Raw genomic sequence first — 25,158 nt, 5'->3', positions numbered from 1 at the left:
GCGGTGGGTCAGGCCGGGGTGTCGGCATTCTGCGTGGAGGCCGCGAACGCCTCGGGGCCCTGCTCCGCCGCCTCGGGGTCCATCCACATGACCTGCCAGCCGTGGCCGTCGAGGTCGTAGAAGCTGCGCGAGTACATGAAGCCGTAGTCCTCGGCGCCGTCCACCTCGGTGCCGCCCGCCGCGAGCGCGGCGGCGCTGACCGCGTCGACCTCGTCGCGGGACGACACGCTGAAGCAGTACAGCGCCAGCGTGTGCGTGGTGGGATCGGCCATCGGCAGTTTCGCGAACTCCGCGAACTTCTCGCGGGTGAGCAGCATGACGAAGGCGTGCTCGCCGACCAGCATGCAGGCGGCGGTCTCGTCGGTGAACTTCGGGTTGAAGGCGAACCCGAGCTTGGCGAAGAACGCCTTGCTGAGCTCGAGGTCCGCCACGGGGATGTTCACGAACAGCATGCGGCCGGGGTGTGCGGGGTGCGTCATGGTGGGTCTCCAGTCGGTGGCTCGATGGCGTACGTCCTGGTGGACCGGTCCGGTCGGCGGAACTCATCGGTGCATCGGCGGATCGGCGGATCCCGGCCGGCTCGTGGCCGTCCCGGCCGGGTCGTGGTCGCGGTCGGGTCGTGGTTGTGGTCGCGGTCGGCCGGAGCGAGCGTCCGCCGGCCGCGGGGTCTGCCGGGAGCCGGGCGGAACCCCGCCCCTGCCCCGTACGGACGGAGCCGCCGCCCACGAGAAGTGGGCGGCGGCTCCGTGACGCGGACCGGCCCCGGCCGGTCACCCGGTCGGGGCCGTACCGGCCAGGTCAGTACCAGGCGGTGCAGATGGTCCGGTGACCGCTGGTGTCACCGCATGCCCGCACCTTGTGCGGCGAGCCGTCGAACAGCAGGTTGTTCTGCGGCGTCTGCGTCGACCTCGACGAGCTGCTCGTGTACTGGCGCTGGGTCCAGCTGCTGCCGCCGTTGATCGAGTCGTCCAGCCACACCCGCGCCCTGGAGGCGTTCGCGCTGCCGGAGATGATCCCCTTGACGTAGTCGTGCCCGTCCGGGCACCGCCAGACCTGGAGGATGACCGAGTCCCCGCTGCCCGAGGCGGTCCGCTCCTTCGAGTACGTGCAGTCCCCGGTGCCGTACGCGCTCGCCGTACCGCTGGTGGCGATCACGCCGCCGATGGCCACGGCGCAGGCCACGGCGATCCTGCCGACTGTCTTCTTCAATTGGTGCCCCGTTCCTTCAACCCGCCTTGCGGTGCGAACTCCTCTGGTCGAGTGAGGAGTTGAGCCCGATTCTAGCCTTCCAAGATCATTGGTCCGGACCTCGGACGGATCAGGCGGAATGGACGGGAGTCACCCCGATCCGACGTCGGTCGTCGGCTGTTCCGGGCGGGGCCGGGCACCGGGCCGGCGGGCCGTCAGAGCGTGAAGGTGCCAGGGCGTGAAGGTGCCAGGGCGTGAAGGTGCCAGGGCGTGAAGGTGTCCTTGGCCCGTTCCTTCGTGCCGCGCAGTCTGCCGCGGGTCTCGAGGGCGGCGCCCTTCGCCGCGAGGGTTTCCTTGTGCAGCGCGTGGGCCGCCTTCCGCACGGTCTTCCCGACCACCTGTTCGGCCTTCGCCCTGGCCCGTTCTCCGGCGCTCATCTTCGTACCTCCGCTTTGTACCTCCGCGGAATACCACCGGCCGTGTTCCCTTGTCGCGGGACGGGAAACCGGGCCGCGGTGCGCGTCGGCCGCGCCTCGGTCCGGGCGGCCCCGGCGCTTACCTCCGAGGTAATGGTGGCGCGCGGCGTTCCTGGCTACGTTCGCGCCGTCCTGCCGGAACGAACGAAGGGGCCGGATATGCCCGCATACGGGTTCGCGCACCTGCGTGACCGCCGCCACCACCCGGACGTCATCGAGTACCTCGAAAGGATCCAGGACACCCTCGACCCGTTCCACGGCCGTTTCCTGGTCCACGGACCGCCGACGGCGGTGGTGGAGGGGAGCTGGCCGGGCAGCATGGTGCTGATCGAGTTCCCCGGCATGGCCGAGGCCCGCGCCTGGTACGAGTCCCCTGGGTACCAGAGGATCCTGCGGCTGCGGGCCGACCACATCGACGGAGACCTCGTCCTGGTCGAGGGCGTCGGCCCCGGCTACGACCCGCGTGAACGTGCGGAGAAACTACGGGCGCAGGCGCCCAGGTAACACACCCGGCGTGCCGCACAGGCTCTGCCGGTCACGCCCGCCCCCGCCGGCCCCGGCGTCCGGCACCACTGACGGGCGCCGGGGCCGCACCTTTGTCCGTGCGGCCGATCGAGCCCTTCCCGCGGGAAGGGGCTCTTGGCTGTGCGGTGGAAGTGCCGGGCCGGTGGCGGGACCCGGACCGTGCGGGGTAGGGGGTGGGAGGGGATGATCCGCTCATGCGTTTACGGCGAGAGGTCCGTTGGGGTCTGTGGGGCGCGTGTCTGGTGTTCATCCTCTGGTTCTTCTGGGAGGTGATCACGCTGTTCCTGGAGGCTGAGTCCTGGTGACTCTGGCGGGGTGAGGGACGGCCGGGCGCGGCCGGTGTCCGGCCCCCGCTCGCGCTCGTCCCGGGGCCCGCTACGAAGTTTTCGCGATGGCGCGGGGATCGCGTGAACAGACTTCCAGCGGATCCTGTGGTCGCGACGCGGAGCGTCGCGGTGGCGTTCCGGCGGAGCCGGACTCTGCTTCGTGCCGGTGACGGGGCGCTCGCATGTTCCCGGTGACGATGTGGGTTCGGCCTGCCTAGTGTGATCGTCATGCAGCTCCGGTACGCCTTCAGGCTGTACCCCGACGTCGCTCAGCGCACCGCGCTGGCCAGAGCGTTCGGGTGCGCCCGCGTCGTGTTCAACGACGCGGTCCGCGCCCGTGAAGATGCCCGCAAGGCCCAGCGGCCGTTCCCGAAGATCGGTGAACTGTCCACGCGCCTGATCACCGAGGCCAAGCGGACGAAGGAGCGGTGCTGGCTGGGTGAGGTCTCCGCCGTGGTGCTCCAGCAGGCTCTGCGGGACGCCGAGACCGCCTACCGCAACTTCTTCGCCTCCCTCAAGGGCACCCGCAAAGGCCCCAGGCTGGGTGCGCCCCGCTTCAAGTCCCGCAAGGACACCCGACAGTCCGTCCGGTTCACCGCCAACGCCCGCTGGAACATCACCACCGGCGGCCGTCTGAACCTGCCCAAGATCGGTGCGGTGAAGGTGAAGTGGTCCCGCACCCTGCCCGCACGGCCCTCCTCGGTCACCGTGGTCAAGGACAGCGCGGGACGGTACTTCGCCTCCTTCGTCATCGACACCGACCCCGCCACCGACGCCGCCCGGATGCCCGACGCCGACCAGGCCATCGGGATCGACCTCGGCCTGACCTCCTTCGCGGTCCTCTCGGACGGCACCAAGATCGACTCTCCGCGTTTCCTGCGCCGGGCGGAAAAGAAGCTGAAGAAGGCCCAGCGGGAGCTGTCCCGCAAGCAGAAGGGATCAAGGAACCGGGAGAAGGCACGCCTGAAGGTGGCCCGCGCCCACGCCAAGGTGGCCGACGCGCGCCGTGAGTTCCTCCATCAGGTCTCCACGAAGCTGATCCGCGACAACCAAGCGATCGGCGTGGAGGACCTGGCGGTCAGAGGACTCGCACGCACCAGGCTGGCCAAGTCCGTCCATGACGCAAGCTGGGCACAGTTCATCGGCATGCTGGAGTACAAGGCCGCCCGGTACGGCCGCACCCTGGTCAGGATCGGCCGGTTCGAACCGACGAGCCAGACCTGCTCCACCTGCGGCGCCATGGACGGACCCAAACCCCTCGACGTGCGGGAATGGACCTGCACCGCCTGCGGCACCCTCCACGACCGGGACCACAACGCCGCAATCAACATCAAACAGGCCGCCGGACTGGCGGCATCGGCCTGCGGAGTGCCGGTAAGACCAGAGCCCGTTCTGGCACAGCGCGAAGAAACAGGAAGCCACGGAATCCCGACCGGAAACCGTGCCGCGTAGCGGCACAGCAGCCAGTCAAGGAAGGCCGGAATCCTCGCCCTTCAGGGCGAGGAGCATGTCAATTCTCCTGTCAAGAGAGCGACGCGGGTTCGAATCCCGCCGCCGGCCCCGGCCGGTGTCGTCCAGCGGCCCGGGACGCTACGTCGCCGTCGCCAACTTCGATCTCTGAACGCTTGGACCGAGCCGCCCGTCCCGGGGCATCCGGGTGGGCGGCTCCGTCGTGCGGGCGGGACGCTCCCGGTCCTCCGCGGGATGCCGTGAGGCGTCGGCCGTCGGCTCTTCGGACACCCTTTGCGCGTACCGGTCATGTGCCGCCGTTGACGGCGCCGGGCGTCGGCTGCCGGGCGACGAGGATCCAGGGCTTGGGACGGCCCATGCGGTCGGCGCAGTTCAGGGTCGCGGGGTGGGTGGTGGTGAACGCGACACAGGCGGCTTCCCAGACCTGGCCCGTGGTGGTGATGACGTCGAACTTGATGCGCTTCACCGTGGTGGACCGGTTGTACGCGTTGACGGCGACGTCGCAGGGCAGCCCGGCCGCGCCGCCCGCGGGATAGTCGGGACGGGCGCTGAGGTCGGTCCACAGGAGGGTCTGCTGCTCGCCGGTCCGCTGGTCGCGGATGCCCGCGTACGTCCTTCCGCCCGTCAGCGCGAGACGGATCTCGAACTCCGCCGATTCCTGCGCGGCGTCAATCCCGGCGCAGGGGCCCGGCGGGCCGGTCGCGCCCCTCGGGCCCCGCGGACCTCTGCACCACCGCACGCCGTCGGCGGGTTCGCTCGCGGGGACCCGGTCCTCGACACGGCGCGGCCTGCACCCGTCGCCGCCGTCCGGCGCCGCCGTCGTGCGGTCGGACGCGGCCAGGTCCGCCGGTGTCGCGGGGCCTACCACCCCCGACGCCATCACCAGCGCCAGCGACGTGACCACACCCGCCCTCTTGAACCGGCCGCGGGCCGGCGGGCCCGGCAGGCAGGCGGTCCGGGACTCGCGATTCATACGGGGGCGCTCCTCGAATCGATCGGTGGGATTTTCCTGAGGCCGATCGCGAGCTTGACCCGTCGACGCCGGTCGGACCGGCGCGTTCCATGGAAACGCGCCATACATATCATCAAATCAGCCCAATTCGAGACGATCAGGTGACTCCCACTCAATTGCCGTCCGGTGGACCGGCGTCGGACGCGCCGTGCCCGATCGGGACGCTCTCCCGTCGTGGCGATCGCCCGCCCCGGACGCGAAGCCGGTCCGGCTGCGGCCGATCGGGCGCTGTTTCGGTGCCCGGTCCCGTCCGGAGCGCCGCCGGGCGTCCGGCGTGTGCCACATTGGCCGCCGTGAAGCCGCAGACCATCTGCCTCTGCATGATCGTCAAGAACGAGTCGCGGGTCATCGAACGCTGTCTCGGCTCGGTCCGCCACCTGATCGACACCTGGGTGATCTCCGACACGGGTTCGACGGACGGCACCCAGGACCTGATCCGCGCGGCACTCGCCGGCGTCCCGGGCGAACTCCACGAGGAGCCCTGGGTCGACTTCGGCCACAACCGGACCCGGAACATCCGGCGCGCCCGGGGCAGGGCCGACTTCCTCCTCACCGTCGACGCCGACCACGTCCTGCGCCAGGACGCCCCGCTGCCGCCGCTGACGGCGACCTCGTACATGCTGCGCTACGACACCCCGGGCACCCAGCACCGCTTCAAGCACCTGATGCGGGGCGACAGGGACTGGCGCTACGAGGGCGTCACCCACGAGTACCCGTGCACCGACGGGCCCGACGCCCAGGAGAACCTGGACGCGCTGGTGATCGAGGACCACGCCGACGGCGGCTGCCGCGCCGACAAGTTCGAACGCGACGCCCGCCTGCTGCGGGGCGAACTGGAGCGCGACCCCGCCAACACCCGTACGGTCTTCTACCTCGCCAACACCGAACGCGACCTCGGGAACGCCGATGAGGCGGTCGCGCTGTACGAGCGGCGCGCGGCGATGGGCGGCTGGCCGGAGGAGGTCTACGTCTCGCTCCTGGAGGCCGGTCTCCTCAAGGCCGAGAGGACCGGGGACTGGCCGGGGGCGATGGACGCGTTCTCCCGTGCCTGGGAGGTGCGTCCGCAACGCCTCGAGGCCTGCTACGAACTGGCCTCCCGGCTGCGGGTCCTGGGCCGGCACCACACCGCGCACGCCCTGCTCGGCGCCGCCCTCGACCGGCCCGAACCGGACGACCTGCTGTTCACCCGGAGCTGGGTGTACCGCTGGGGCCTGCTCTTCGAGTACTCGATCACCGCCTACTGGGTGGGTGACCACGCGGGCTCGGTCCGGGCCTGCGACCGGCTGCTGGCCCTGCCCGACCTGCCCGAGGCGGTCCGGCGCCAGACCGGGATCAACCGCGAGTTCTCCGTCCGGCGCCTCGCCACCGTCCCCCCGCCGGCCCCCGTTCCCGACGGGACGAAGGCGTCCCGGCCGGGCGGGACCGACGGCGGGTAGCGGTCCGGGAGCCCGGGGAGGGAGGACGGTCGTGCCGCCGGGTGACGGCGCGTCGTGTACGCCGGGTGCTGATATGTCGCATCCATCGGGGCGTCCGGTGCGTCTACGCAGGTATGGATCTGGAAAAACCGTCCGCGGCCCGGCCCGCCACGCAGGCCGAGGGATGTCTCGCCGTCGCGATCCGCGTTCCGGTGCGGATCGTGGTGCTCGTCCTCGTCGTGCCGGTACGGATGGTGTGGGACGCGCTCGTCGTGAGCGGAAGGTTTCTCCGGGACACGCTGTTCCGGCCGCTCGGGCGGGCCTTCGGATGGGTGGCACGGGCGCTGTTCGTCTGGCCCTGGGTGGCGCTGTGGCGGTACGTCGTCCTGCCGGTCGGCGGGGCACTGGCCCGGCTCGGGCACGTGCTGCTCGTCGTGCCCGCGGTCTGGCTGTACCGCACGGTCCTGACCCCGCTCGGTCACGCCCTCGCCTGGACGGCCCGGAAGGCCGGCGCCCTGCTCGCCCTGACGTTCACGGGGCTCCTGACCGCGCTCAAGTGGTGCGCCGGCGGCGTCCTGACCGTGCTCGACTGGATCCTCGGCGGTGTCGAGGCCGTGTGCGGCTGGGTGTACGCGCGGCTGCTCACCCCCGTCGGGCGCGCTGTCGCCTGGGTGTTCAAGGGCATCGGCATGGTCCTCGCGGCCGTCGCGTTCGGGGCGTACACCGCCGTCGCCTGGCTGGTCCGGTACCTGCTCGTGGTCCCCGCCGTGTGGCTGTACACATGGGTCCTCGCCCCCGTCGGCAGGGGGATCGCCTTCCTCGCCGGGTGGTGCGCACGGATCGTACGGACGGTCTTCGTGGGCATCGGTGCCGCGCTTCACTGGACGGCCCGTGTCCTGCTGGTGCTCCCCGCCCTCGCGGTGTGGCGGTGGGTCCTCGTCCCCGTCGGGCGGGCCCTCGCCGTCGTGGCCAGGGAGATCGCCGAGGCCCTCGGGCACGCGTGGCGGATCGCCGGGTACGTCTCGCTCGCCGTCGGACGCTTCCTCGCGCGTCTTTTCCGGTGGACCTTCGTGGAACCGGCGCGCTGGGCCTACCGGACCGTGCTGACACCGGTCGGGCACGCCGTACGCGATCTGGTCCTCAGGCCCGCGGCCGAGGCGGCGCGCGCGGTCCGGCGGACGGCTCGGCAGGCCCTGGAGTCCGCCCGGGACAGCGCCCGGCAGGCCCGCGCCGACTTCCGGCGGATGCTCTTCGGAACCCCCGCGGAACCACAGCCGGTCGCCCGGCGGGAACCAGCGGCCGGTGAGACACGTACTCTAGGTAGCAGTACGACCGCACTCATGAAGGACTGAGCGACACTGGGCAAGCGACAGCCCGAAGGCCCGCCGCCCGCACCCGCGGTGCAGCGCATCCGACTGCGCTACACCAAGCGCGGCCGCCTCCGGTTCACCAGCCACCGTGACTTCCAGCGCGCCTTCGAGCGTGCCCTGCGCCGTGCCGCCGTACCCATGGCGTACTCGGCGGGGTTCACGCCTCATCCGAAGGTGTCGTACGCCAATGCCGCACCCACCGGCACGGGCAGCGAGGCGGAGTACCTGGAGATCGCGCTCACCGACCGGCGCGACCCCGAGAAACTGCGCGAGCTCCTCGACGAGTCGATGCCCCAGGGGCTCGACATCATCGAGGCGGTCGAGGCCCGCGTCTCGGGTCTCGCCGACCGGCTCACCGCCTCCGTGTGGGAGATGCGCCTCGACGGCGTGGACCCGGCGGACGCGGAGCGCGCGGTGGAGGCCTTCAACACGGCCGAGACCGTCGAGGTCAGCCGCAAGACCAAGAACGGCATGCGGACGTTCGACGCCCGCGGTGCCGTGGCGAGCCTCGGGACGACCCCCGAGACGCACAGTCCCCAGGCTGATAGGCCGACCGACCAGCCCTGTGCGATACTGCGGCTGGTTGTTCGGCACGTGACGCCTGCCGTTCGACCCGACGACGTCCTGTCCGGTCTTCGCGCCGTGGCCGACCTGGCGCCGCCGGTCGCCGCAGCGGTGACCAGGCTGGCGCAGGGGCTGTTCGATGAAGAGACCGGCACGGTGACCGACCCGCTCGCGCCCGACCGCGAGGCAGTCGCAGCCGCCCCAGCCGATCGCACAGGGGCCGCCGGGACCGCCGCCGCGAAGGCGTCGGCGTAAGGAAGGTCCCGCGTAAGGACAGATGTCGTAGCGCCGCCCTCGTATCCGGGAGCCACCTGGGTCGGGCAGCGCACCGACCTTAAGACTTTCGCCAGGCCGTACGCACACATGGTGTACGGAACCGGCGAGACAGGACACAGAGAGCTCCCGTGCGGCGCCCGCGCCCCGGACGGCGGCACCGCGCACAGCGCGAGCCGCGGACGTCACCGGCATCGCCGGACCGGGTGCGGCGCCCGGGAGCCTGACGGGAGATCCACCCGCATGCTCGAGCCGACCGAACCCACCGAGGGTTCCGACAACAACAACACTCCCAGCGACACCCTGCCGCCGCGGCGCCGCCGCCGTGCGGCGTCGCGCCCCGCCGGTCCGCCGGCCGCCGCCTCCGAGACCACCGCGCCGGCCATACCGGCCGTCGCGTCCGCCGACCTCATGGCGGAGGAAGCCCCCGCGGGGGCCGTGACCTCCGCGGACACCGAGGCCGAGGAGACGGACGAGACCGAGGAGACCGCCGCTGCGGCCGCGGTCGAGGAGACCGAGGTGACCCCGGCCGAGGCCGCCGTCACCACCGACGACGCCGCACCGCGCCGTACACGCCGCCGTGCCACCCGTCGGGCCTCCGCCCCCGCCGGCGCGCCCGCCGCGGCCGAGGCCGCCGCCGAGACCGCCGAGACCGTGGCGCCCGCCGCCGCTGTCGCCGAGTCCGGGAGCCTGCCCGTCGAGGAGACCCCGGCCGCCGCCGAGGAGACGACTCCCGCCGGACGCCCCCGCCGCCGTGCCACCCGTCGGGCCTCCGCCCCCGCCGGCGCACCCGCCGCGGCCGAGGCCGCCGAGGTCGTGACGACCGCCGCCGAGCCGGTCGCCGCCCCCGCCACCACGGAGGCCGAGCCCGAGGCGCCCGCCGCCGAGGAGGCCGCTCCGCGCCGCACGACCCGCCGTCGTGCCACCCGCCGGGCCACCGCCCCCGCCGGCGCGCCCGAGGGCGACACCGCCGCCGAGCCGGTGGAGGCGCCCGTGAGCGGCGAGAGCAAGCCCGAGGAGCCCGCGCAGCCTGCGGCCGTCGAGGCCGAGGCCGCCGAGGCCGAGGCCGCGCAGGGCGAGGAGGGCGGTCCGCGCCGTGCCCGCCGCCGCGCCACCCGCAAGGCCGCCGTCGGTTTCTCGGCGCCCGCGCAGAAGGACACCGAGGAGTCCTCGCGGCGCCCCGCCCGTCCGGCCGTCGCCGTGTTCCAGGCCCCGGTCTTCACCGAGCCGATGTTCCAGACGCCCGAGCGGGCCGCCGCCGCGGCCGCCGCCGAGGCGGCCGAGGCCGCTGAGGCCGCCGAGCCGGCCGAGACCGTCCAGGAGCCGGCCGCTCCCCGCAGCAGGCGCCGCCGTCGCCGGGGCTTCGAGGACGAGCCCGTGGCCGTGACGGAGGAGCCGCAGGAGTCCGTCGAGGACGCCGAGGCCGCCGAGTCCGCGGAGGACCTGGAGTCCGCCGAGGACGCGGAGGACGCGGAGGACGCCGTCGAGGGTGACGAGGGCGAGGAGGAGTCCGCGGGCTCCCGTCGCCGCCGCCGTCGCGGTGGCCGCCGTCGCCGCCGTGGCGAGTCCGCCGAGTCGGACGGCGAATCCGCCGAGGACGAGTACGCCGCCGAGCAGGCCGCCCAGGACGCCGAGGACACCGCCGAGGAGGACGCCGAGGAGGCGGAGGAGCGCGAGGAGACGGGCGGCTCCAGCAGCAGCCGTCGCCGGCGCCGTCGCCGTCGCCGCGCCGGTGACTCCGGCGGCGACGCCGAGCAGCCCGGCGAGAACGACCCCGAGCGCACCGTCGTCAAGGTCCGCGAGCCGCGCGGCCGGCGCGAGGAGCAGCCCTCGGACGAGGTGCAGTCCATCAAGGGCTCGACCCGTCTGGAGGCGAAGAAGCAGCGCCGCCGTGAGGGCCGCGAGCAGGGCCGCCGCCGCGTTCCGATCATCACCGAGGCGGAGTTCCTGGCCCGCCGCGAGGCCGTCGAGCGCGTGATGGTCGTCCGCCAGAGCGGCGAGCGCACCCAGATCGGCGTCCTCGAGGACAACGTGCTCGTCGAGCACTACGTCAACAAGGAGCAGGCGACCTCGTACGTCGGCAACGTCTACCTGGGCAAGGTCCAGAACGTGCTGCCGTCGATGGAGGCGGCCTTCATCGACATCGGCAAGGGCCGCAACGCGGTGCTCTACGCCGGCGAGGTCAACTTCGAGGCGCTCGGCATGGCCAACGGGCCGCGCCGCATCGAGTCCGCCCTCAAGTCCGGCCAGTCCGTCCTCGTGCAGGTCACCAAGGACCCGATCGGCCACAAGGGCGCCCGTCTGACCAGCCAGGTCTCCCTCCCGGGCCGCTACCTCGTGTACGTGCCCGAGGGCTCGATGACCGGCATCAGCCGCAAGCTGCCCGACACCGAGCGCGCGCGTCTGAAGACCATCCTCAAGAAGATCGTCCCCGAGGACGCGGGCGTCATCGTGCGCACCGCCGCAGAGGGCGCGAGCGAGGACGAGCTGCGCCGTGACGTCGAGCGTCTGCAGGCGCAGTGGGAGGACATCCAGAAGAAGGCGAAGAGCGGCAACGCCCCGACGCTGCTCTACGGCGAGCCGGACATGACGGTCCGTGTCGTCCGCGACATCTTCAACGAGGACTTCTCCAAGGTCATCGTCAGCGGCGACGAGGCGTGGGAGACCATCCACGGCTACGTCTCCCACGTGGCGCCCGACCTGACCGACCGGCTGTCGAAGTGGACCTCCGAGGTCGACGTCTTCGCCACGTACCGGATCGACGAGCAGCTGATGAAGGCGCTGGACCGCAAGGTCTGGCTGCCCAGCGGCGGCTCGCTGGTGATCGACAAGACCGAGGCCATGATCGTGGTCGACGTCAACACCGGAAAGTTCACCGGTCAGGGCGGCAACCTCGAGGAGACCGTCACCAGGAACAACCTGGAGGCGGCCGAGGAGATCGTGCGCCAGCTGCGGCTGCGCGACCTCGGCGGCATCGTCGTCATCGACTTCATCGACATGGTCCTGGAGTCCAACCGCGACCTGGTGCTGCGGCGCCTGCTCGAATGCCTGGGCCGCGACCGCACGAAGCACCAGGTGGCCGAGGTGACCTCGCTGGGCCTCGTGCAGATGACCCGCAAGCGGGTGGGCCAGGGCCTGCTGGAGTCCTTCTCCGAGACCTGCGTCCACTGCAACGGCCGTGGCGTCATCGTGCACATGGAGCAGCCGACGTCCATCGGTGGCGGCGGCAAGCGCAAGAAGCGCGGCCGCGGCGGCGCCGAGCAGGTCCACGAGCACGACCACGAGCTCGCGCAGGAGCCGGCCGAGGAGCCGGAGGTGGAGACCGAGGCCGAGGTGGCCGCCGAGGTCGCCGCGCCCGTCGCGCTGGTCGAGACCGAGTTCCAGCCGGACGAGGAGCTGTACGGCAGCGCCGCCGAGGCGGAGGCCGCGGCCACCCGTGGCCGCTCGCGTCGCCGTGCCTCCCGGCGCGCGTCCGCTCCCGCGGGTGCGCCGAGGACCGAGGAGCGCGCTCCCCGGACCCGGCGCGAGGAGCGCGCCGAGCGGGCCGCCGCCCGGTCCCGTGAGGCCGCCGAGGCCGAGCCGTTCGCGGCCGAGGACCCGGTCGTCGAGGCTCCGGCCGCCGAGCGGTCCGTGGCCGAGCAGCCGGTCGCCGAGGCTCCGGCCGAGACCGTCGAGGCCCCCGCGGCCCCGGCGGAGGCCGAGGCCGCCCCTCAGGGCCGTACGCGCCGTCGTGCGACCCGCAAGGTGTCGGCGCCGGCCGGTTCGCCCAAGTCGGCCGAGGAGGCCGTGGTGACGGTCACGGAGCCGGTCACGGCGCCCGCCGTCGAGGCTCCGGCGCCCGCCGCCGAGGTCGAGGCCGAGGCGGTGGCCGAGGCCCCCGCCGAGAGCGCCGCGCCGGCCCGTCCGCGCCGCCGTGCCGTGCGCAAGGCCACCGCGCCCACCGCGTCCGCGGAGGCGGCCGTCGTGGTCGTCCCGTCGGCCGCGGCGGAGCCGGCCACCGAGCCCGAGGCCGCCGAGCCGGTCGCCGAGCCCGAGGCCGACGCCGAGGCACCTGCGGCCAAGAAGGCGGCGGCCCGCAAGACGGCCAAGAAGGTGACGGCGAAGAAGGCCGCCACCAAGAAGACCGTCGCCGCCAAGAAGACGGCCGCGAAGAAGACCACGGCCAAGAAGGCGACCGCGAAGAAGACGGCCGCCAAGTCCACGGCGAAGAAGACCGCGGCGGCGGAGCAGACGCTCTCCACCGTCACGGCCTCCACCGACGAGAGCTGAGGCTCCGCTCGGCGTCCCCGGCCCGCGCGTCGAGCGGGCCGGGGACACCGCGTGACCGGTGGCACACCCGCGGGGCCCGGCCTGGTTTGACCCTTTCGGTCGCGGCCCCGTAACCTTGACCGTCGGCGTGTCCCCTGACGCGCCGCACCCCCGTAAACCTCTTCCTCTCGGACACCCCGGTGACCGGGAGAGGCCTTCCGTGTTCGTTCCCGGTCGGCTGGACTGCGGGGTCCGTTCCGAGCGAAAGAGAGATCCGCGTGTACGCCATCGTGCGCAGCGGTGGTCGCCAGCACAAGGTTGCTGTCGGCGACATCGTTGAGGTTGACAAGATTTCCACCGCCAAGGTTGGCGACACGGTCGAGCTCTCGACCCTGCTCGTCGTCGACGGCGAAGCCGTGACGAGCGACCCCTGGGTCCTTGCCGGCATCAAGGTCCAGGCCGAGGTCGTGGACCACCACAAGGGTGCGAAGATCGACATCCTTCGCTACAAGAACAAGACCGGCTACCGCCGTCGTCAGGGCCACCGCCAGCAGTACACGGCGATCAAGGTCACTGAGATCCCCGCGGCTGCGAAGTAAGGGTAGGGACTGAGACATGGCACACAAGAAGGGCGCATCGTCCACTCGGAACGGTCGCGACTCCAACGCTCAGCGGCTCGGTGTGAAGCGCTTCGGCGGTCAGACCGTCAACGCCGGTGAGATCCTGGTCCGCCAGCGTGGCACCCACTTCCACCCCGGCGTCAGCGTCGGCCGTGGCAAGGACGACACGCTGTTCGCGCTGGCCGCCGGTGCGGTCGAGTTCGGCACGCACCGTGGCCGCAAGGTCGTGAACATCGTTCCGGTCGCCTGATCCAGTCCCGTCGAGGCTGATCCGGTCCCACGCGGACCGGTCGCAGGCCTCGGGGCCCAGGCTCCGTAGAACCGAAGTTCTTCGCGAGGCGGACCTCACTTCCCCCACGGGAAGCGGGTCCGCCTTTCGCGTGTTACGCAAGAGACATTCCGTACGCACCGAAGTATCCGAAGTGCGTACGCACTGAAGTAACCGATGTAACCGAAGTGCTGGAGGCACCCCACATGACCACCTTCGTGGACCGCGTCGAGCTGCACGTCGCCGCGGGTAGCGGAGGCCACGGCTGTGCCTCCGTGCACCGGGAGAAGTTCAAGCCGCTCGGCGGCCCGGACGGCGGCAACGGCGGCCGTGGCGGTGACGTGACCCTGGTCGTCGACCAGTCCGTCACCACGCTGCTCGACTACCACCACTCGCCGCACCGCAAGGCCACCAACGGCAAGCCCGGCGAGGGCGGCAACCGCTCCGGCAAGGACGGCCAGGACCTGGTCCTGCCCGTGCCGGACGGCACCGTCGTGCTCGACAAGGCGGGCAACGTCCTCGCGGACCTCGTGGGACACGGCACCTCGTACGTCGCCGCCGAGGGCGGCCGCGGCGGCCTCGGCAACGCGGCGCTGGCCTCGGCCCGCCGCAAGGCGCCCGGGTTCGCGCTGCTCGGCGTGCCCGGGGACCTCCAGGACATCGTCCTGGAGCTGAAGACCGTCGCCGACGTGGCCCTCGTCGGCTACCCGAGCGCCGGCAAGTCCTCGCTCATCTCGGTCCTGTCCGCCGCCAAGCCGAAGATCGCGGACTACCCCTTCACGACCCTCGTCCCGAACCTGGGCGTGGTCACCGCCGGCGAGACCGTCTACACCATCGCGGACGTGCCCGGCCTCATCCCCGGTGCCAGCCAGGGCAAGGGCCTCGGCCTGGAGTTCCTGCGCCACGTCGAGCGGTGCAGCGTGCTCGTCCACGTCCTGGACACCGCCACGCTCGAATCCGAGCGCGACCCGGTCTCCGACCTCGACATCATCGAGGAGGAGCTGGGACAGTACGGGGGTCTCGACAACCGTCCGCGCATGGTCGTCCTCAACAAGATCGACGTGCCGGACGGCAAGGACCTGGCGGAGATGGTGCGCCCGGACCTGGAGGCCCGCGGTTACCGCGTCTTCGAGGTGTCCGCGGTCGCCCACACGGGCCTGAAGGAGCTGTCCTTCGCGCTCGCCGACACGGTCGCGAAGTCGCGGGCCGCGAAGCCCAAGGAGGAGGCGACGCGGATCGTCATCCGTCCGAAGGCGGTCGACGACGCCGGCTTCACCGTGACGCAGGAGGAGGACGGCCTCTTCCGCGTGCGTGGCGAGAAGCCCGAACGCTGGGTGCGCCAGACCGACTTCAACAACGACGAGGCCGTCGGCTACCTCGCCGACCGGCTCAACCGCCTCGGCGTCGAGGCCGAGCTGATGAAGGCGGGCGCCCGCGCCGGCGACGGCGTCGCCATCGGCCCCGAGGAGAACGCGGTCGTCTTCGACTGGGAGCCCACCGTCATGGCCGGTGCGGAGATGCTGGGCCGCCGCGGTGAGGACCACCGCTTCGACGCTCCGCGCCCCGCGACCCAGCGCCGCCGGGACAAGCAGGCCGAGCGGGACGAGTCGGAGAAGGCGTACGACGACTTCGAGCCGTTCTAGGCACCGCCCGGTCCGCTCGGTACCGCGGTGACGACATGAGAGGGCGGGCCGGAGGAAAACCTCCGGCCCGCCCTCTCATGTCCGGGTGGCGTGATCAGCCGGCGTCGCCAGGGATCTCCTCGGTTACGTAACTGCGGAGCCAGGTCCGGAAGTCCGGTCCCAGGTCTTCACGTTCGCATGCGAGTCTGACAATGGCACGCAGGTAGTCGCCGCGGTCGCCGGTGTCATAGCGGCGGCCCTGGAAGACGACGCCGTGCACGGGGCCGCCGACCTTCTCGTCCGCGGCGAGCTGCTGGAGGGCGTCGGTGAGCTGGATCTCGCCGCCGCGGCCGGGCTCGGTCGTACGCAGTATGTCGAAGACGTGGGGGTCCAGGACGTAGCGTCCGATGACGGCGTAGCGGCTGGGGGCGTCGGCCGCGTCGGGTTTTTCGACCAGGCCGGTCACCTTGACCAGGTCGTCCTGGCCGGTGGTCTCCACGGCGGCGCAGCCGTAGAGGTGGATCTGTTCGGGGGCGACCTCCATGAGGGCGATGACGCTGCCGCCGTGCTGTTCCTGGACCTCGACCATGCGGGCCAGCAGGGGGTCGCGGGGGTCGATGAGGTCGTCGCCGAGGAGGACGGCGAAGGGTTCGTGGCCGACGTGGGGGGCGGCGCACAGGACGGCGTGGCCAAGGCCCCGGGGGTCGCCCTGGCGCACGTAGTGCATGGTGGCGAGGTCGCTGGATTCCTGGACCTTGGCGAGCCGGCTGGCGTCGCCCTTCTTCTGGAGGGCGGATTCCAGTTCGTAGTTGCGGTCGAAGTGGTCCTCGAGGGGGCGCTTGTTGCGGCCGGTGATCATCAGGACGTCGTCAAGACCCGCCGACACGGCCTCTTCGACCACGTACTGGATCGCCGGCTTGTCGACGACCGGCAGCATCTCCTTGGGAGTGGCCTTGGTCGCCGGCAGGAACCGGGTGCCCAGACCTGCCGCGGGAATGACAGCCTTGGTGATCCTGGGGTGCGATGCCATCGTGCTTCTCGGTTTCTCTCGTCGAACGGCCGAGTGGCCCGGACATGTCCGGGCCACTCGCTGTCATACGTACGTCGGCAGGATCACGCGTCGATGAGGCCGTGCTGCTCACCCGAGCGCTGCGCCACGATCCGCGCCTGCGCGGCGTTCGGGGCCGGAGCCGGGGTCCGCTCGTCCAGCGGGAGGATGGCCGGCGCGGGCTCCTGGTTCAGGTACAGCCTGCGCACGACACGCTCGGCGGCGTTGCCGTCGTCGAACTGCACGAAGCGCTCGCGGAACGCCGCGCGCAGCTCGGCGGCCCGCTCGCCGTTCCAGGCGCCGGAGCGGAAGACCTCGATCAGCTCGTCCTCGTTCGTCGCGCTCGCGCCCGGCGTCTCCCCCGGGTTCCCGGAGAGGATGTCGAAGTACACGCCGCGGGCCCGGCTGTAGACCTCCCAGTCGTCCGCGTAGGTGACGATGGGACGGTCCAGGCAGGCGTAGTCGAACATGATGGACGAGTAGTCGGTGATGAGCGCGTCGGCCGCCAGGCAGAGGTCCTCGACCACCGGGTAGGCGGACACGTCCTTGATCAGACCGCGCTCCTGCAGCGCCTGGAGCCGCGGGTCGGCACCGTAGAAGTAGTGGGTGCGCACCAGGACGACGTGGTCGGGGCCCAGTTCACGGCAGAAGCGCTCCAGGTCGATCCGCGGGACGTATCCCGTCTGGTAGTCGCGCACCGTGGGGCAGTACAGGATGGCCGTCTTGCCCTCGGGGATGCCGAGCTCGGTACGGATCCGCTGGACGTCCTCGGCGGTGGACCGGAAGTAGACGTCGTTGCGGGGGTAGCCGTACTCGACCGCCTCGAAGGCGCAGGGGTAGACGCGCTCCCAGATCTCCGTGGAGTGCTGGTTGGACGTCAGGCTCAGGTCCCAGCGGTCGGCGCGCTCGAGCATCTTGCCGAAGCTCATGTTCTTGGCGGCCGCGGGGAAGCGCTGCTGGTCGATGCCCATCTGCTTCAACGGCGTGCCGTGGTGCGTCTGCAGGTGGATCTGCCCCGGGCGCTTGACGAACTCGTTGGGGAAATTGACGTTGTTGATGAGGTACTTGGCGCGTGCCATGACCTCCCAGTAGCGCGGGGAGTTCGCCACCACGTAGTCCACGCCGGCGGGGACGTTCTCCTCGCCGCCGCGGCGCACGACCCACACGCCGTGGATGTGCGGGGCGAGTTCCTTGGCCTTGTAGTAGATGGCCGCGGGGTTGCAGGCGACTCCGCGGTTCCAGTAGGCCGCGTAGACCGCGAGGTTCTCGTCGATCGGGCGGCGCTTGTGCAGGCGGTAGAGCCGGTTGTACGCCGTCTTGCCGAGCTTCGTCTTCGCCTTGGTGACGCGCTTGATGGCCTTCTGGCGGGTGGAGGACGCGATCGTCATCGCGGCGTACGCGGGGTACGAACCGCGGGCCAGGAGGTCGAACTTCACGCCCATGGTGCCCTCGGGAACCGTGAAGTCCTTCGGCTTGAACCGCTTGTACTGCTCGGCGGCCAGCTTGAAGAACGGCGCCCGGTCCTGCGGGACGATGCGGTCCTCGCGGGCCAGGGTGAACAGGAAGTGGCTGGCCATGCGCTCGAACAGGAGGGCCCGCACGGGCTCCAGGTGCGGACGCTCGTCGAGGAAGTCGAAGAGCCGGGCGTACTGCTCGAAGATGCCGAAGTGCTTGCGGCCGGGCGTGCGCATGGAATTGCCCTGGCGGCGCTGGCGGTATTCGACGCAGACGTGGTCGGTGGCGGCGATGCGGTCGGCCGTCAGCATGGTCTTGTAGACCATGAGGGCGTCCTCGTAGATGCCGTCGGTGAAGGTGAAACCGTTGCCGACGTAGAAGTCCCGGCGGTAAGCCCGGTTCCACACCACGGCGAACATGTTCAGGTATTCGGGGCGCTCCAGCGCGGTGAAGACGTCCGTGCCGGCGGCGGAGAGCATTTCCCCGGCGGCGCTCGCCTGGACCCGGTTGTTCCAGTACGTGCGGACGTGGTTCACCAGGAGGATGTCCGGGTCGCCGGTGGCCTCGAGCCGCTCCGCGATGGCCTGGAGCGCGCCGTCGGCGAGGGTGTCGTCGCTGTCCAGGAAGAGGATGTACTCACCGCGCGACTTCAGCGCGCCCGCGTCGCGCGCCTTTCCGATTCCCTGGTTCTCCGTGAAATGCACGGGAACTACACGGCTGTCATTCTGGGCGTACTCGTCTAGTATTCGGCCGCAGGAGTCCGGGGAGTGGTCGTCCACGGCGACGATCTCGAAATCGGTGAACGACTGCTGGAGAATGGAGTCCAGACAGGCTCGCAGGTACCCCTGAACCTTGTAAACGGGTACGACAACGCTTATCTTGGGCGAAGCGTTACCATTCGGCACAGGCATACTCAGGGCTCCTGGGATCGCAGATCAAACTCATCTGCGCCTCGCATTCCGGCCGTTCGGGACCGCGACGGGGCGCAGGGGACACAGCGCTAGGTTAACGTAGCCGGAACCCTAGCGTACGCTCCGGTATGGCCGAGGCTGCCGGAGTGTGGCGTGTTTCATCCCGGTCGCGCCGCAACCTTTCCGCTCTCTAAAGCGTCCGCGGTTCGCCCTGTGCCGTTGCCTGTTGCAGGTCCTGTGCCTCGGATGCCCGGAGGCTATTGCTCCTCGGTGTTCCCGTCCCCTCTGGACCAGCGGTGTTCCGTCCGACCGTGCTTTGCGCGGGAGTTGGGTGGAAGCCGGGCGAAGGCACCGGCCGAGGCGGGCCGTTCGCCGGTGACCGCGGGTCCCGGGGTGATGTCGCCCCGCGGGGCGCGAAGGGGGCGTGTGAGCCCTGCGTCACGCCGACGGGACCGGCGGAGCGCCCGCCGCGCCGACGAGGGTCCCCGACGTGCGCGGGATCCGTCCGTGATCGAGTACGACGGCCGATAGCCCTCTCGAAAAGGAAAATCTTTCCGTCCGTGTCTTCGGCGCGCACGGGCGCGCACACCGGATCTGCGGAATCAAGAAGGTTTTCGGCTTTTCTGGCGGCGGGCCGTCGGAGCGCCTGGATTCCCCGACGGTCCGGAGGGCCGCATTTCGTCCGTGCCGGATTCGCCGGTCACCGCGACCGGTGATCTTCGGCGGCCGAGGTCGCCGCGGCCGGAAATCGAGGCCGTTTCCGGTGATGGGAACGCCGGCGGGACCGTTTCGGCACCGCATCCGTTTGAGCCGGGTCCTCACGGGTACGGCGGGATGACCGGAGCCGTGTTCGGCGAGCGTCACGACCTCCGTAATTCGTCGGCCGACAAGGGCGACGCCGGTCCGGCCGCCGTGCACGCGGAGGTCATTTCACCGGGACGACGCGGCCGCGCTCCGGCTCCGGACCGTCCGTCCACCGAACGGTGCGGACACGCCGTGCCGCACTTCCCGTAGATTGTCGAAGCCGGAGAGCGCGGTGCAGGGGACGCGCGCGTGAAGGGGACGGATCGCAGGTGGCAAGCGCAAGGTACGCCGTGAACGAAGCACACAGGATCGTCGTCAAGGTGGGCTCCTCGTCGCTCACCACCGCCTCCGGCGGCCTCGACGCGGACCGGGTCGACGCGCTCGTGGACGTCCTCGCCAAGGCGCGCGACGGCGGCGAGAAGGAGATCGTCCTGGTCTCCTCCGGCGCCATCGCGGCCGGCCTCGCGCCGCTCGGACTGCGTCGCCGCCCCAAGGACCTCGCCCGCCAGCAGGCGGCCGCCAGCGTCGGCCAGGGCCTTCTGATGGCCCGCTACACGGCCTCCTTCGCCCGCTACGGCATCCGCGTCGGACAGGTGCTCCTCACCTCCGACGACACCAGCCGGCGCGCCCACCACCGCAACGCCTCGCGCACCCTGGACAAGCTCCTCGCGATGGGCGCCCTGCCGGTGGTCAACGAGAACGACACGGTGGCCACGGACGAGATCCGCTTCGGCGACAACGACCGCCTCGCCGCCCTCGTCGCCCATCTCGTACGCGCCGATCTGCTGGTCCTGCTCTCCGACGTGGACGGGGTCTACGACGGCGACCCCGGCAAGCCCGGCACCTCGCGGATCGCCGAGGTGCGGGAGCCCGCCGACCTCGCCCACGTCGAGATCGGCAGCGCGGGCAAGGCGGGCGTCGGCACCGGCGGCATGGTCACCAAGGTCGAGGCGGCCAGGATCGCCGCCGCGGCCGGCATCCCGGTGGTGCTGACCAGCGCGGTCCACGCCGCCGACGCCTTCGCGGGCCGGGACACGGGCACCTTCTTCCACGCCACCGGCAAGCGGTCGGCCGACCGGCTGCTGTGGCTCCAGCACGCCTCCACCCCGCAGGGCGCGCTCACCCTGGACGACGGAGCCGTGCGCGCGGTCGTCGAGCGGCGCACCTCGCTGCTGCCCGCCGGCATCGCGGCCGTCGAGGGCGAGTTCACCGCGGGCGACCCGGTCGAGCTGCGCGACGGCACGGGCCGGGCGGTGGCACGCGGGCTGGTGAACTTCGACGCCAAGGAGATCCCCCAGCTGATCGGCCGTTCCACCCGGGAACTGGCGCGCGAGCTGGGCCCCGCGTACGAGCGCGAGGTCGTGCACCGTGACGACCTGGTCCTGCTGAACCCGTAGAACACGCGTCCCGTCGTACGCGTCCGCGGGGCCCGCGGACCGCCCGGCGGCCGTCACGCCGGCCTCATCCACCAAATGCCCTTACCGGCGCCCCAGGGGCATCGCGGAAACAGCTGTCCACTACACCCGTAAACGGCCGAATCCCCCGCCCCCACCGGTGGACGTTCCGTAAAACCGCCACACGGCGGCTTCTCACCTGCTCAACTTTGTGGCAGGGAGAGTCCGGGATTCGGTACGACCGATCGGGTAAAGGAGGCCGTCGTGAGACGAGTACGCCCTGGGGCGGCGGCGTCCCGCGGTGGTCCCGCCTCCCGCGCGATGGGCGAGGAACGGGCCCTGACCAGCGTCGCGGCCGGCGACGCCTACGAGGGCGAGCAGCCGGCCGACCAGCCCCGGCTGTGGCACGTCACGCTGAGCGTGTCAGGCGGCGAGGCCCCGTTGAGCGAGGTGCGGCGCGGTCTCGAACAGCTCGCCCACGACCACCCCTTCCTGCTCACCAGCCGGTACGCGGGCGACCACGCGGAGATCCGCTACTGGGAGGAGGCCCGCGACCTGCACGACGCGGCGGCCGTCGCGCTGCGCCTGTGGGGCGAGCACCGCCAGACCGCCAAACTCCCGCCCTGGGAGATCGTCGGCCTGGAGGTCATCGACCGCGAGACGTACCACCAGCGGATCGCCGAGGGGTACGGTCCGCTGCCCGCGACACCTGTCGGGGTTCATCCCTTTTGAGCCCGTCTCGCCGAATGGGACGACCGGGGATCCGGCCCGCCGGGCGCACTACCCTTCCCCCATGACCACGCTCTCGCCGTACGACTCCATGTCCCCGGTGGCCCAGGCCGCCTATCGCGCGAAGTCCGCCGCCGCCGACCTGGCGCCTCTGCCGCGGGCCGAGAAGGACGACGCGCTGCTCGCGATCGCGGACGCGCTGGAGGTCCGTACGAGCGAGATCGTCGCCGCCAACGCCAAGGACGTCGCCAAGGCCCGCGAGGCCGGGACCAGCGAGAGCGTCATCGACCGGCTGACGCTCACCCCCGAGCGCGTGCGCGCGATCGCCTCCGACGTCCGCGACGTCGTGGCGCTGCCCGACCCGGTCGGCGAGGTCGTCCGCGGCTCGACCCTCCCGAACGGCATCGACCTGCGCCAGGTCCGCGTCCCCCTCGGTGTCGTCGGCATCATCTACGAGGCCCGCCCGAACGTGACCGTCGACGCGGCCGCCCTGTGCCTGAAGTCCGGCAACGCGGTCCTGCTGCGCGGCTCGTCCTCCGCCTACGAGTCGAACACGGCCCTGGTCCGGGTCCTGCGCGACGCCGTGGGCGGCGCCGGACTGCCCGCCGACGCCGTCCAGCTCGTGCCCGGCGAGGGCAGGGAATCGGTCGGCGAGCTGATGCGCGCCCGCGGCCTGGTCGACGTCCTCATCCCGCGCGGCGGCGCGTCCCTGATCCGCACGGTCGTCCAGGAGTCCACCGTCCCGGTCATCGAGACCGGCACCGGCAACTGCCACGTCTATGTCGACGCCCAGGCGGACCTCGACATGGCCGTCGACATCCTGATCAACTCCAAGGCCCAGCGGCCCAGCGTCTGCAACGCCGCCGAGACCCTCCTGGTCCACCAGGACATCGCCGCCGAGTTCCTGCCGCGCGCCCTGGACGCCCTCGCGGACGCCGGGGTCACCGTGCACGCCGACGAGCGGGTCCTCGCCTTCGCCCAGGACTCCAAGGCCACCGTCGTGGAGGCCACGGCGGAGGACTGGGACACCGAGTACCTCTCCTACGACATCGCCGCCGCCGTCGTCGACTCGCTCGACAAGGCCGTGTCGCACATCCGGCTGTGGAGTTCCGGCCACACCGAGGCCATCGTGACCACCTCGCAGCAGGCCGCCCGCCGCTTCACCCAGCTGGTCGACTCCACGACGGTCGCCGTGAACGCCTCGACCCGCTTCACCGACGGCGGCCAGTTCGGCTTCGGCGCCGAGATCGGCATCTCCACGCAGAAGCTCCACGCGCGCGGTCCGATGGGACTGCCCGAACTGACGAGCACGAAGTACATCGTCACGGGCGACGGCCACATCCGCCGCTGAGCCGCCGCCGGGCGGGGGGCGGGCCCCTTTGCCGCCGCCGCCCGGGAGACGGCCGTGCGCGGGCGTACCGGGCGCCCCGGGGCCCTGTCCGGAGGGCGCGCGCCGGGCGCACGGGCGGCGCGGTGCCGGACGCCGGGGCGCACGACGGAGGGTTCACGGCCCGCGGTCCACTGAGGCGCGGTCCCGCCATGCGGACGAATTTCCGTACCGTCTGCCCAAATTGACCCCCCAGGTCTACTCTGGACCCGTGCCGGAGGACGTGGGGGGCACGCCGTTCCCTGACGGCTGGGAGCCCGACGACGACCACGACCGCGGGGGTGCGGACGAAGAGTTCGCCTCCGTGGTCTTCGACGAGGACTTCGTACGGGCGGCGGTGTTCCACGAACCGACCGCCGTGGAGCGGCTGCTCGCGGCCGCCCAGGCCCGTGCCGAGGCGTCCGAGGCCGAGGCGCGCCGCGCGCACGCCCGGGGCGCCCGCGGTGACGACGAGCGCTACGAGGACGGTTTCGGCCACGCCGACTTCGCCCACGATCCCGACCTGGACGATCCCGACGACGCCGAGGTCCTGGAGGGCCGTCACGGCTTCCCGGGGATGTACGGTCGGCCCTACGGCAAGCAGACCCGCTGGCACCGGCCCGTCGCCTGGCTCCTGGCCCTCGTCATGGGCGTCGGCATGGTCGCCCTCGCCTTCACGGCGGTCTACCGCGGCGCGTCCTCCGGCGGCCGGGACCAGGTCCCCTCACCCGCCTCCTCCGGCCTCGAACAGGGCCGGGAGAAGCTCACCGGCCCGGGCCCGGCGGTCTCCGCCGTCCCCGCCCGCCCGACGGTGTCGGCGGTGCCGCGAACACCCTGAGGCCGCTCGCCCCGCCGAGGCGCCGACGTCCGTCGCACAGCGTGACCGCCCTGGTGGGAACCTGTCAGAACTTGTCGTGCACCGCAGCGTTTACCGGAGCCTCAGGAGACCTACTCTGAAGGTATGGGCGGGCCTGGAGACCCACCTGAGGGGACGCCCGAGGGTGCTCCCGCCGGTGGCGAGGACGAGTACCGATCCGTCGTCTTCGACGAGTCGTTCGTCCGCGCTGCCCGCCTCCAGGAGTTCTCCGCCCGGGAACGCATGGCCGACCACAGCCCGGCCGTACGCCGTCGGCCGCCCCTCCAGCGCGGACTGTCCCGGCAGGCCCTGATCCTCGTCCTGCTGATAGCCATCGCCTTCGGCACCGCGATCTACATGGGGGTGCGCCACCCGTACGAGACCCCCGCTACCCGGTCGGCCGAACCGCTGCGCATGACGGTGATCCCGCTCGCCCCGGGGACCGCGGTGCCCGGCTCCACCAGCACCGACGAGCTGTACGCCGCCAGCCCGGCCGCCCAGTTCCGCACCGGTGCCGAGGGCATCACGATGCCCGCCGTCCGGCGCACCGCCCACTTCTCCGACAGCCAGGTCGTCACCGCCCTGACCACCGCCAAGGACTACCTCGTCGAGTCGTCCCTCGACCCGAGCGTCCTGACCGGGGGCGCCACCCGGCCGGTACGGATCCTGCTCGACCCGCGGCAGCTCGACCAGTTCGACCGGAGCTTCGACCACCCGGCCGCCGACGGACGGCACGCCCCGACCGGCTGGCTGGTCCGCTTCGACGCGACCCGGACCCAGCTCGCGGACAAGGGGATCCGGGTCCAGGGCACCCTCCAGGCCGCCGAGTTCGACGCGAACACCCTGGAGGTCGTCGCCGACCACACCTTCGTCTACGCGCTGAGGCCGACCGGCGCGAACGCCCGGGCCGAGGCCTCCCTGTTCACCGTCCGGCGCGAGCTGACCTTCCGCTTCGACCGCGACGACCTGCGCATGCACCAGGCCGAACTGGCGGTGTCCTACGTCCAGGCCGGCCCGCTCGCCTGCTCGGACGACTCGGTGAGCCGGCTGCGGCCGCTGCTCGCGGGCCAGACGGCCAAGGCGGGCGGACCGGCCGGCACCGACCCGTACGCCACCGGCAGCGCCACCGCCGTGTGCGGTTCCCTGGCCAGGAGCGCGCAGCCGACCGTGTAGCCGGCCCGCCGGGCGGTCGGCCCCGGCCCGGGGCGAAGCCGCCCG

At 71.8% G+C, this 25,158-nt stretch carries 20 protein-coding genes and 1 tRNA gene; 15 read left to right on the top strand and 6 right to left on the bottom strand.

Features of this window, described 5'->3' with window-relative positions; all coding sequences use genetic code 11:
• Nucleotides 1-8: 8 nt before the first annotated feature.
• From ACICHK_RS14710 to ACICHK_RS14700, 3 genes are all read right to left on the bottom strand, one after another.
• Nucleotides 9-479 carry a VOC family protein gene (locus ACICHK_RS14710; protein ID WP_406837250.1) on the bottom strand — a complete coding sequence of 157 codons (471 nt, stop codon included), beginning with the start codon at nt 477-479 and terminating at the stop codon, nt 9-11.
• A 319-nt stretch (nt 480-798) separates the two neighbouring features.
• Nucleotides 799-1,209 (bottom strand): hypothetical protein, encoded by a 411-nt coding sequence (locus tag ACICHK_RS14705; protein ID WP_151471382.1) that lies wholly within the window; start codon nt 1,207-1,209, stop codon nt 799-801.
• A gap of 194 nt (nt 1,210-1,403) precedes the next feature.
• On the bottom strand, nt 1,404-1,625 hold the full coding sequence (locus ACICHK_RS14700) for a hypothetical protein (protein ID WP_406837249.1): 222 nt from the start codon (nt 1,623-1,625) through the stop codon (nt 1,404-1,406).
• 198 nt (nt 1,626-1,823) lie between these two features.
• On the opposite strand from ACICHK_RS14700, the gene ACICHK_RS14695 reads away from it, so the two are divergent.
• The 3 genes from ACICHK_RS14695 to ACICHK_RS14685 all read left to right on the top strand — a co-directional run bounded on the left by ACICHK_RS14695 (nt 1,824) and on the right by ACICHK_RS14685 (nt 4,076).
• Nucleotides 1,824-2,168 carry a DUF1330 domain-containing protein gene (locus ACICHK_RS14695; RefSeq protein ID WP_406837248.1) on the top strand — a complete coding sequence of 115 codons (345 nt, stop codon included), beginning with the start codon at nt 1,824-1,826 and terminating at the stop codon, nt 2,166-2,168.
• A gap of 575 nt (nt 2,169-2,743) precedes the next feature.
• The gene (locus ACICHK_RS14690; RefSeq protein ID WP_406837247.1) at nt 2,744-3,967 is read left to right on the top strand and encodes an RNA-guided endonuclease InsQ/TnpB family protein; all 1,224 of its coding nucleotides are present in this window, start codon (nt 2,744-2,746) and stop codon (nt 3,965-3,967) included.
• A gap of 23 nt (nt 3,968-3,990) precedes the next feature.
• A tRNA-Asp gene (locus tag ACICHK_RS14685) sits at nt 3,991-4,076 on the top strand.
• A 195-nt stretch (nt 4,077-4,271) separates the two neighbouring features.
• On the opposite strand, the gene ACICHK_RS14680 is transcribed toward ACICHK_RS14685, so the two are convergent.
• On the bottom strand, nt 4,272-4,958 hold the full coding sequence (locus tag ACICHK_RS14680; protein ID WP_406837246.1) for a hypothetical protein: 687 nt from the start codon (nt 4,956-4,958) through the stop codon (nt 4,272-4,274).
• Between the two features lie 332 nt (nt 4,959-5,290).
• Between ACICHK_RS14680 and ACICHK_RS14675 the strand changes: the two genes are divergently transcribed.
• The 7 genes from ACICHK_RS14675 (at nt 5,291) to obgE (ending at nt 15,398) form a co-directional block, all read left to right on the top strand.
• Complete coding sequence (locus ACICHK_RS14675) at nt 5,291-6,433, top strand: tetratricopeptide repeat protein (RefSeq protein WP_406837245.1); 1,143 nt, start codon at nt 5,291-5,293, stop codon at nt 6,431-6,433.
• A gap of 113 nt (nt 6,434-6,546) precedes the next feature.
• Nucleotides 6,547-7,764, top strand: coding sequence for a hypothetical protein (locus tag ACICHK_RS14670; RefSeq protein WP_406837244.1), 1,218 nt, complete (start codon nt 6,547-6,549; stop codon nt 7,762-7,764).
• A gap of 48 nt (nt 7,765-7,812) precedes the next feature.
• Complete coding sequence (locus ACICHK_RS14665) at nt 7,813-8,601, top strand: TIGR03936 family radical SAM-associated protein (protein WP_151471374.1); 789 nt, start codon at nt 7,813-7,815, stop codon at nt 8,599-8,601.
• Between the two features lie 261 nt (nt 8,602-8,862).
• Complete coding sequence (locus ACICHK_RS14660; RefSeq protein ID WP_406837243.1) at nt 8,863-12,888, top strand: ribonuclease E/G; 4,026 nt, start codon at nt 8,863-8,865, stop codon at nt 12,886-12,888.
• A 257-nt stretch (nt 12,889-13,145) separates the two neighbouring features.
• Complete coding sequence (gene rplU, locus ACICHK_RS14655; RefSeq protein ID WP_103551359.1) at nt 13,146-13,466, top strand: 50S ribosomal protein L21; 321 nt, start codon at nt 13,146-13,148, stop codon at nt 13,464-13,466.
• A gap of 16 nt (nt 13,467-13,482) precedes the next feature.
• A complete protein-coding gene (gene rpmA / locus ACICHK_RS14650; protein ID WP_037618784.1) occupies nt 13,483-13,737 on the top strand; it encodes a 50S ribosomal protein L27 in 255 nt (84 codons plus the stop codon).
• 224 nt (nt 13,738-13,961) lie between these two features.
• Entirely contained in the window at nt 13,962-15,398 is a 1,437-nt protein-coding gene (gene obgE / locus ACICHK_RS14645) for a GTPase ObgE (RefSeq protein WP_406837242.1), read from the top strand.
• Between the two features lie 94 nt (nt 15,399-15,492).
• Here the strand turns inward: obgE and galU are convergent, their stop codons facing one another.
• Both galU and ACICHK_RS14635 read right to left on the bottom strand, forming a co-directional pair.
• The gene (gene galU / locus ACICHK_RS14640) at nt 15,493-16,407 is read right to left on the bottom strand and encodes a UTP--glucose-1-phosphate uridylyltransferase GalU (RefSeq protein WP_406837241.1); all 915 of its coding nucleotides are present in this window, start codon (nt 16,405-16,407) and stop codon (nt 15,493-15,495) included.
• 83 nt (nt 16,408-16,490) lie between these two features.
• Nucleotides 16,491-18,791, bottom strand: a complete 2,301-nt coding sequence (locus ACICHK_RS14635; protein ID WP_406837240.1) for a CDP-glycerol glycerophosphotransferase family protein — start codon at nt 18,789-18,791, stop codon at nt 16,491-16,493.
• 1,094 nt (nt 18,792-19,885) lie between these two features.
• On the opposite strand from ACICHK_RS14635, the gene proB reads away from it, so the two are divergent.
• The 5 genes from proB (at nt 19,886) to ACICHK_RS14610 (ending at nt 25,113) form a co-directional block, all read left to right on the top strand.
• On the top strand, nt 19,886-20,992 hold the full coding sequence (proB, locus tag ACICHK_RS14630) for a glutamate 5-kinase (RefSeq protein ID WP_151475039.1): 1,107 nt from the start codon (nt 19,886-19,888) through the stop codon (nt 20,990-20,992).
• Nucleotides 20,993-21,310: 318 nt separating this feature from the next.
• On the top strand, nt 21,311-21,721 hold the full coding sequence (locus tag ACICHK_RS14625) for a hypothetical protein (RefSeq protein WP_151475042.1): 411 nt from the start codon (nt 21,311-21,313) through the stop codon (nt 21,719-21,721).
• A 61-nt stretch (nt 21,722-21,782) separates the two neighbouring features.
• Nucleotides 21,783-23,069: a glutamate-5-semialdehyde dehydrogenase gene (locus tag ACICHK_RS14620; RefSeq protein ID WP_151475038.1), complete on the top strand. Its 1,287-nt coding sequence runs from the start codon at nt 21,783-21,785 to the stop codon at nt 23,067-23,069.
• A gap of 220 nt (nt 23,070-23,289) precedes the next feature.
• Nucleotides 23,290-23,922 carry a hypothetical protein gene (locus tag ACICHK_RS14615; protein WP_406837239.1) on the top strand — a complete coding sequence of 211 codons (633 nt, stop codon included), beginning with the start codon at nt 23,290-23,292 and terminating at the stop codon, nt 23,920-23,922.
• Nucleotides 23,923-24,045: 123 nt separating this feature from the next.
• Nucleotides 24,046-25,113 (top strand): hypothetical protein, encoded by a 1,068-nt coding sequence (locus tag ACICHK_RS14610; protein ID WP_406837238.1) that lies wholly within the window; start codon nt 24,046-24,048, stop codon nt 25,111-25,113.
• The last annotated feature ends 45 nt before the right edge of the window (nt 25,114-25,158 follow it).

Origin of the sequence: Streptomyces sp. AHU1 (genome assembly GCF_045343905.1) — a bacterium.
In the GTDB taxonomy this organism is placed as follows: domain Bacteria; phylum Actinomycetota; class Actinomycetes; order Streptomycetales; family Streptomycetaceae; genus Streptomyces; species Streptomyces triticiradicis.
This window is presented reverse-complemented; position numbering and strand designations above follow the sequence as displayed.

Coding starts and splice junctions, on each gene's coding strand:
- ACICHK_RS14700 (WP_406837249.1), bottom strand. CDS start 1,625: ATGAGCGCCGGAGAACGGGCCAGGGCGAAGGCCGAACAGGTGGTCGGG.
- ACICHK_RS14620 (WP_151475038.1), top strand. CDS start 21,783: ATGACCACGCTCTCGCCGTACGACTCCATGTCCCCGGTGGCCCAGGCC.
- ACICHK_RS14690 (WP_406837247.1), top strand. CDS start 2,744: ATGCAGCTCCGGTACGCCTTCAGGCTGTACCCCGACGTCGCTCAGCGC.
- ACICHK_RS14710 (WP_406837250.1), bottom strand. CDS start 479: ATGACGCACCCCGCACACCCCGGCCGCATGCTGTTCGTGAACATCCCC.
- rpmA (WP_037618784.1), top strand. CDS start 13,483: ATGGCACACAAGAAGGGCGCATCGTCCACTCGGAACGGTCGCGACTCC.
- ACICHK_RS14660 (WP_406837243.1), top strand. CDS start 8,863: ATGCTCGAGCCGACCGAACCCACCGAGGGTTCCGACAACAACAACACT.
- ACICHK_RS14625 (WP_151475042.1), top strand. CDS start 21,311: ATGGGCGAGGAACGGGCCCTGACCAGCGTCGCGGCCGGCGACGCCTAC.
- ACICHK_RS14635 (WP_406837240.1), bottom strand. CDS start 18,791: ATGCCTGTGCCGAATGGTAACGCTTCGCCCAAGATAAGCGTTGTCGTA.
- ACICHK_RS14695 (WP_406837248.1), top strand. CDS start 1,824: ATGCCCGCATACGGGTTCGCGCACCTGCGTGACCGCCGCCACCACCCG.
- ACICHK_RS14610 (WP_406837238.1), top strand. CDS start 24,046: ATGGGCGGGCCTGGAGACCCACCTGAGGGGACGCCCGAGGGTGCTCCC.
- galU (WP_406837241.1), bottom strand. CDS start 16,407: ATGGCATCGCACCCCAGGATCACCAAGGCTGTCATTCCCGCGGCAGGT.
- obgE (WP_406837242.1), top strand. CDS start 13,962: ATGACCACCTTCGTGGACCGCGTCGAGCTGCACGTCGCCGCGGGTAGC.
- ACICHK_RS14680 (WP_406837246.1), bottom strand. CDS start 4,958: ATGAATCGCGAGTCCCGGACCGCCTGCCTGCCGGGCCCGCCGGCCCGC.
- ACICHK_RS14670 (WP_406837244.1), top strand. CDS start 6,547: ATGGATCTGGAAAAACCGTCCGCGGCCCGGCCCGCCACGCAGGCCGAG.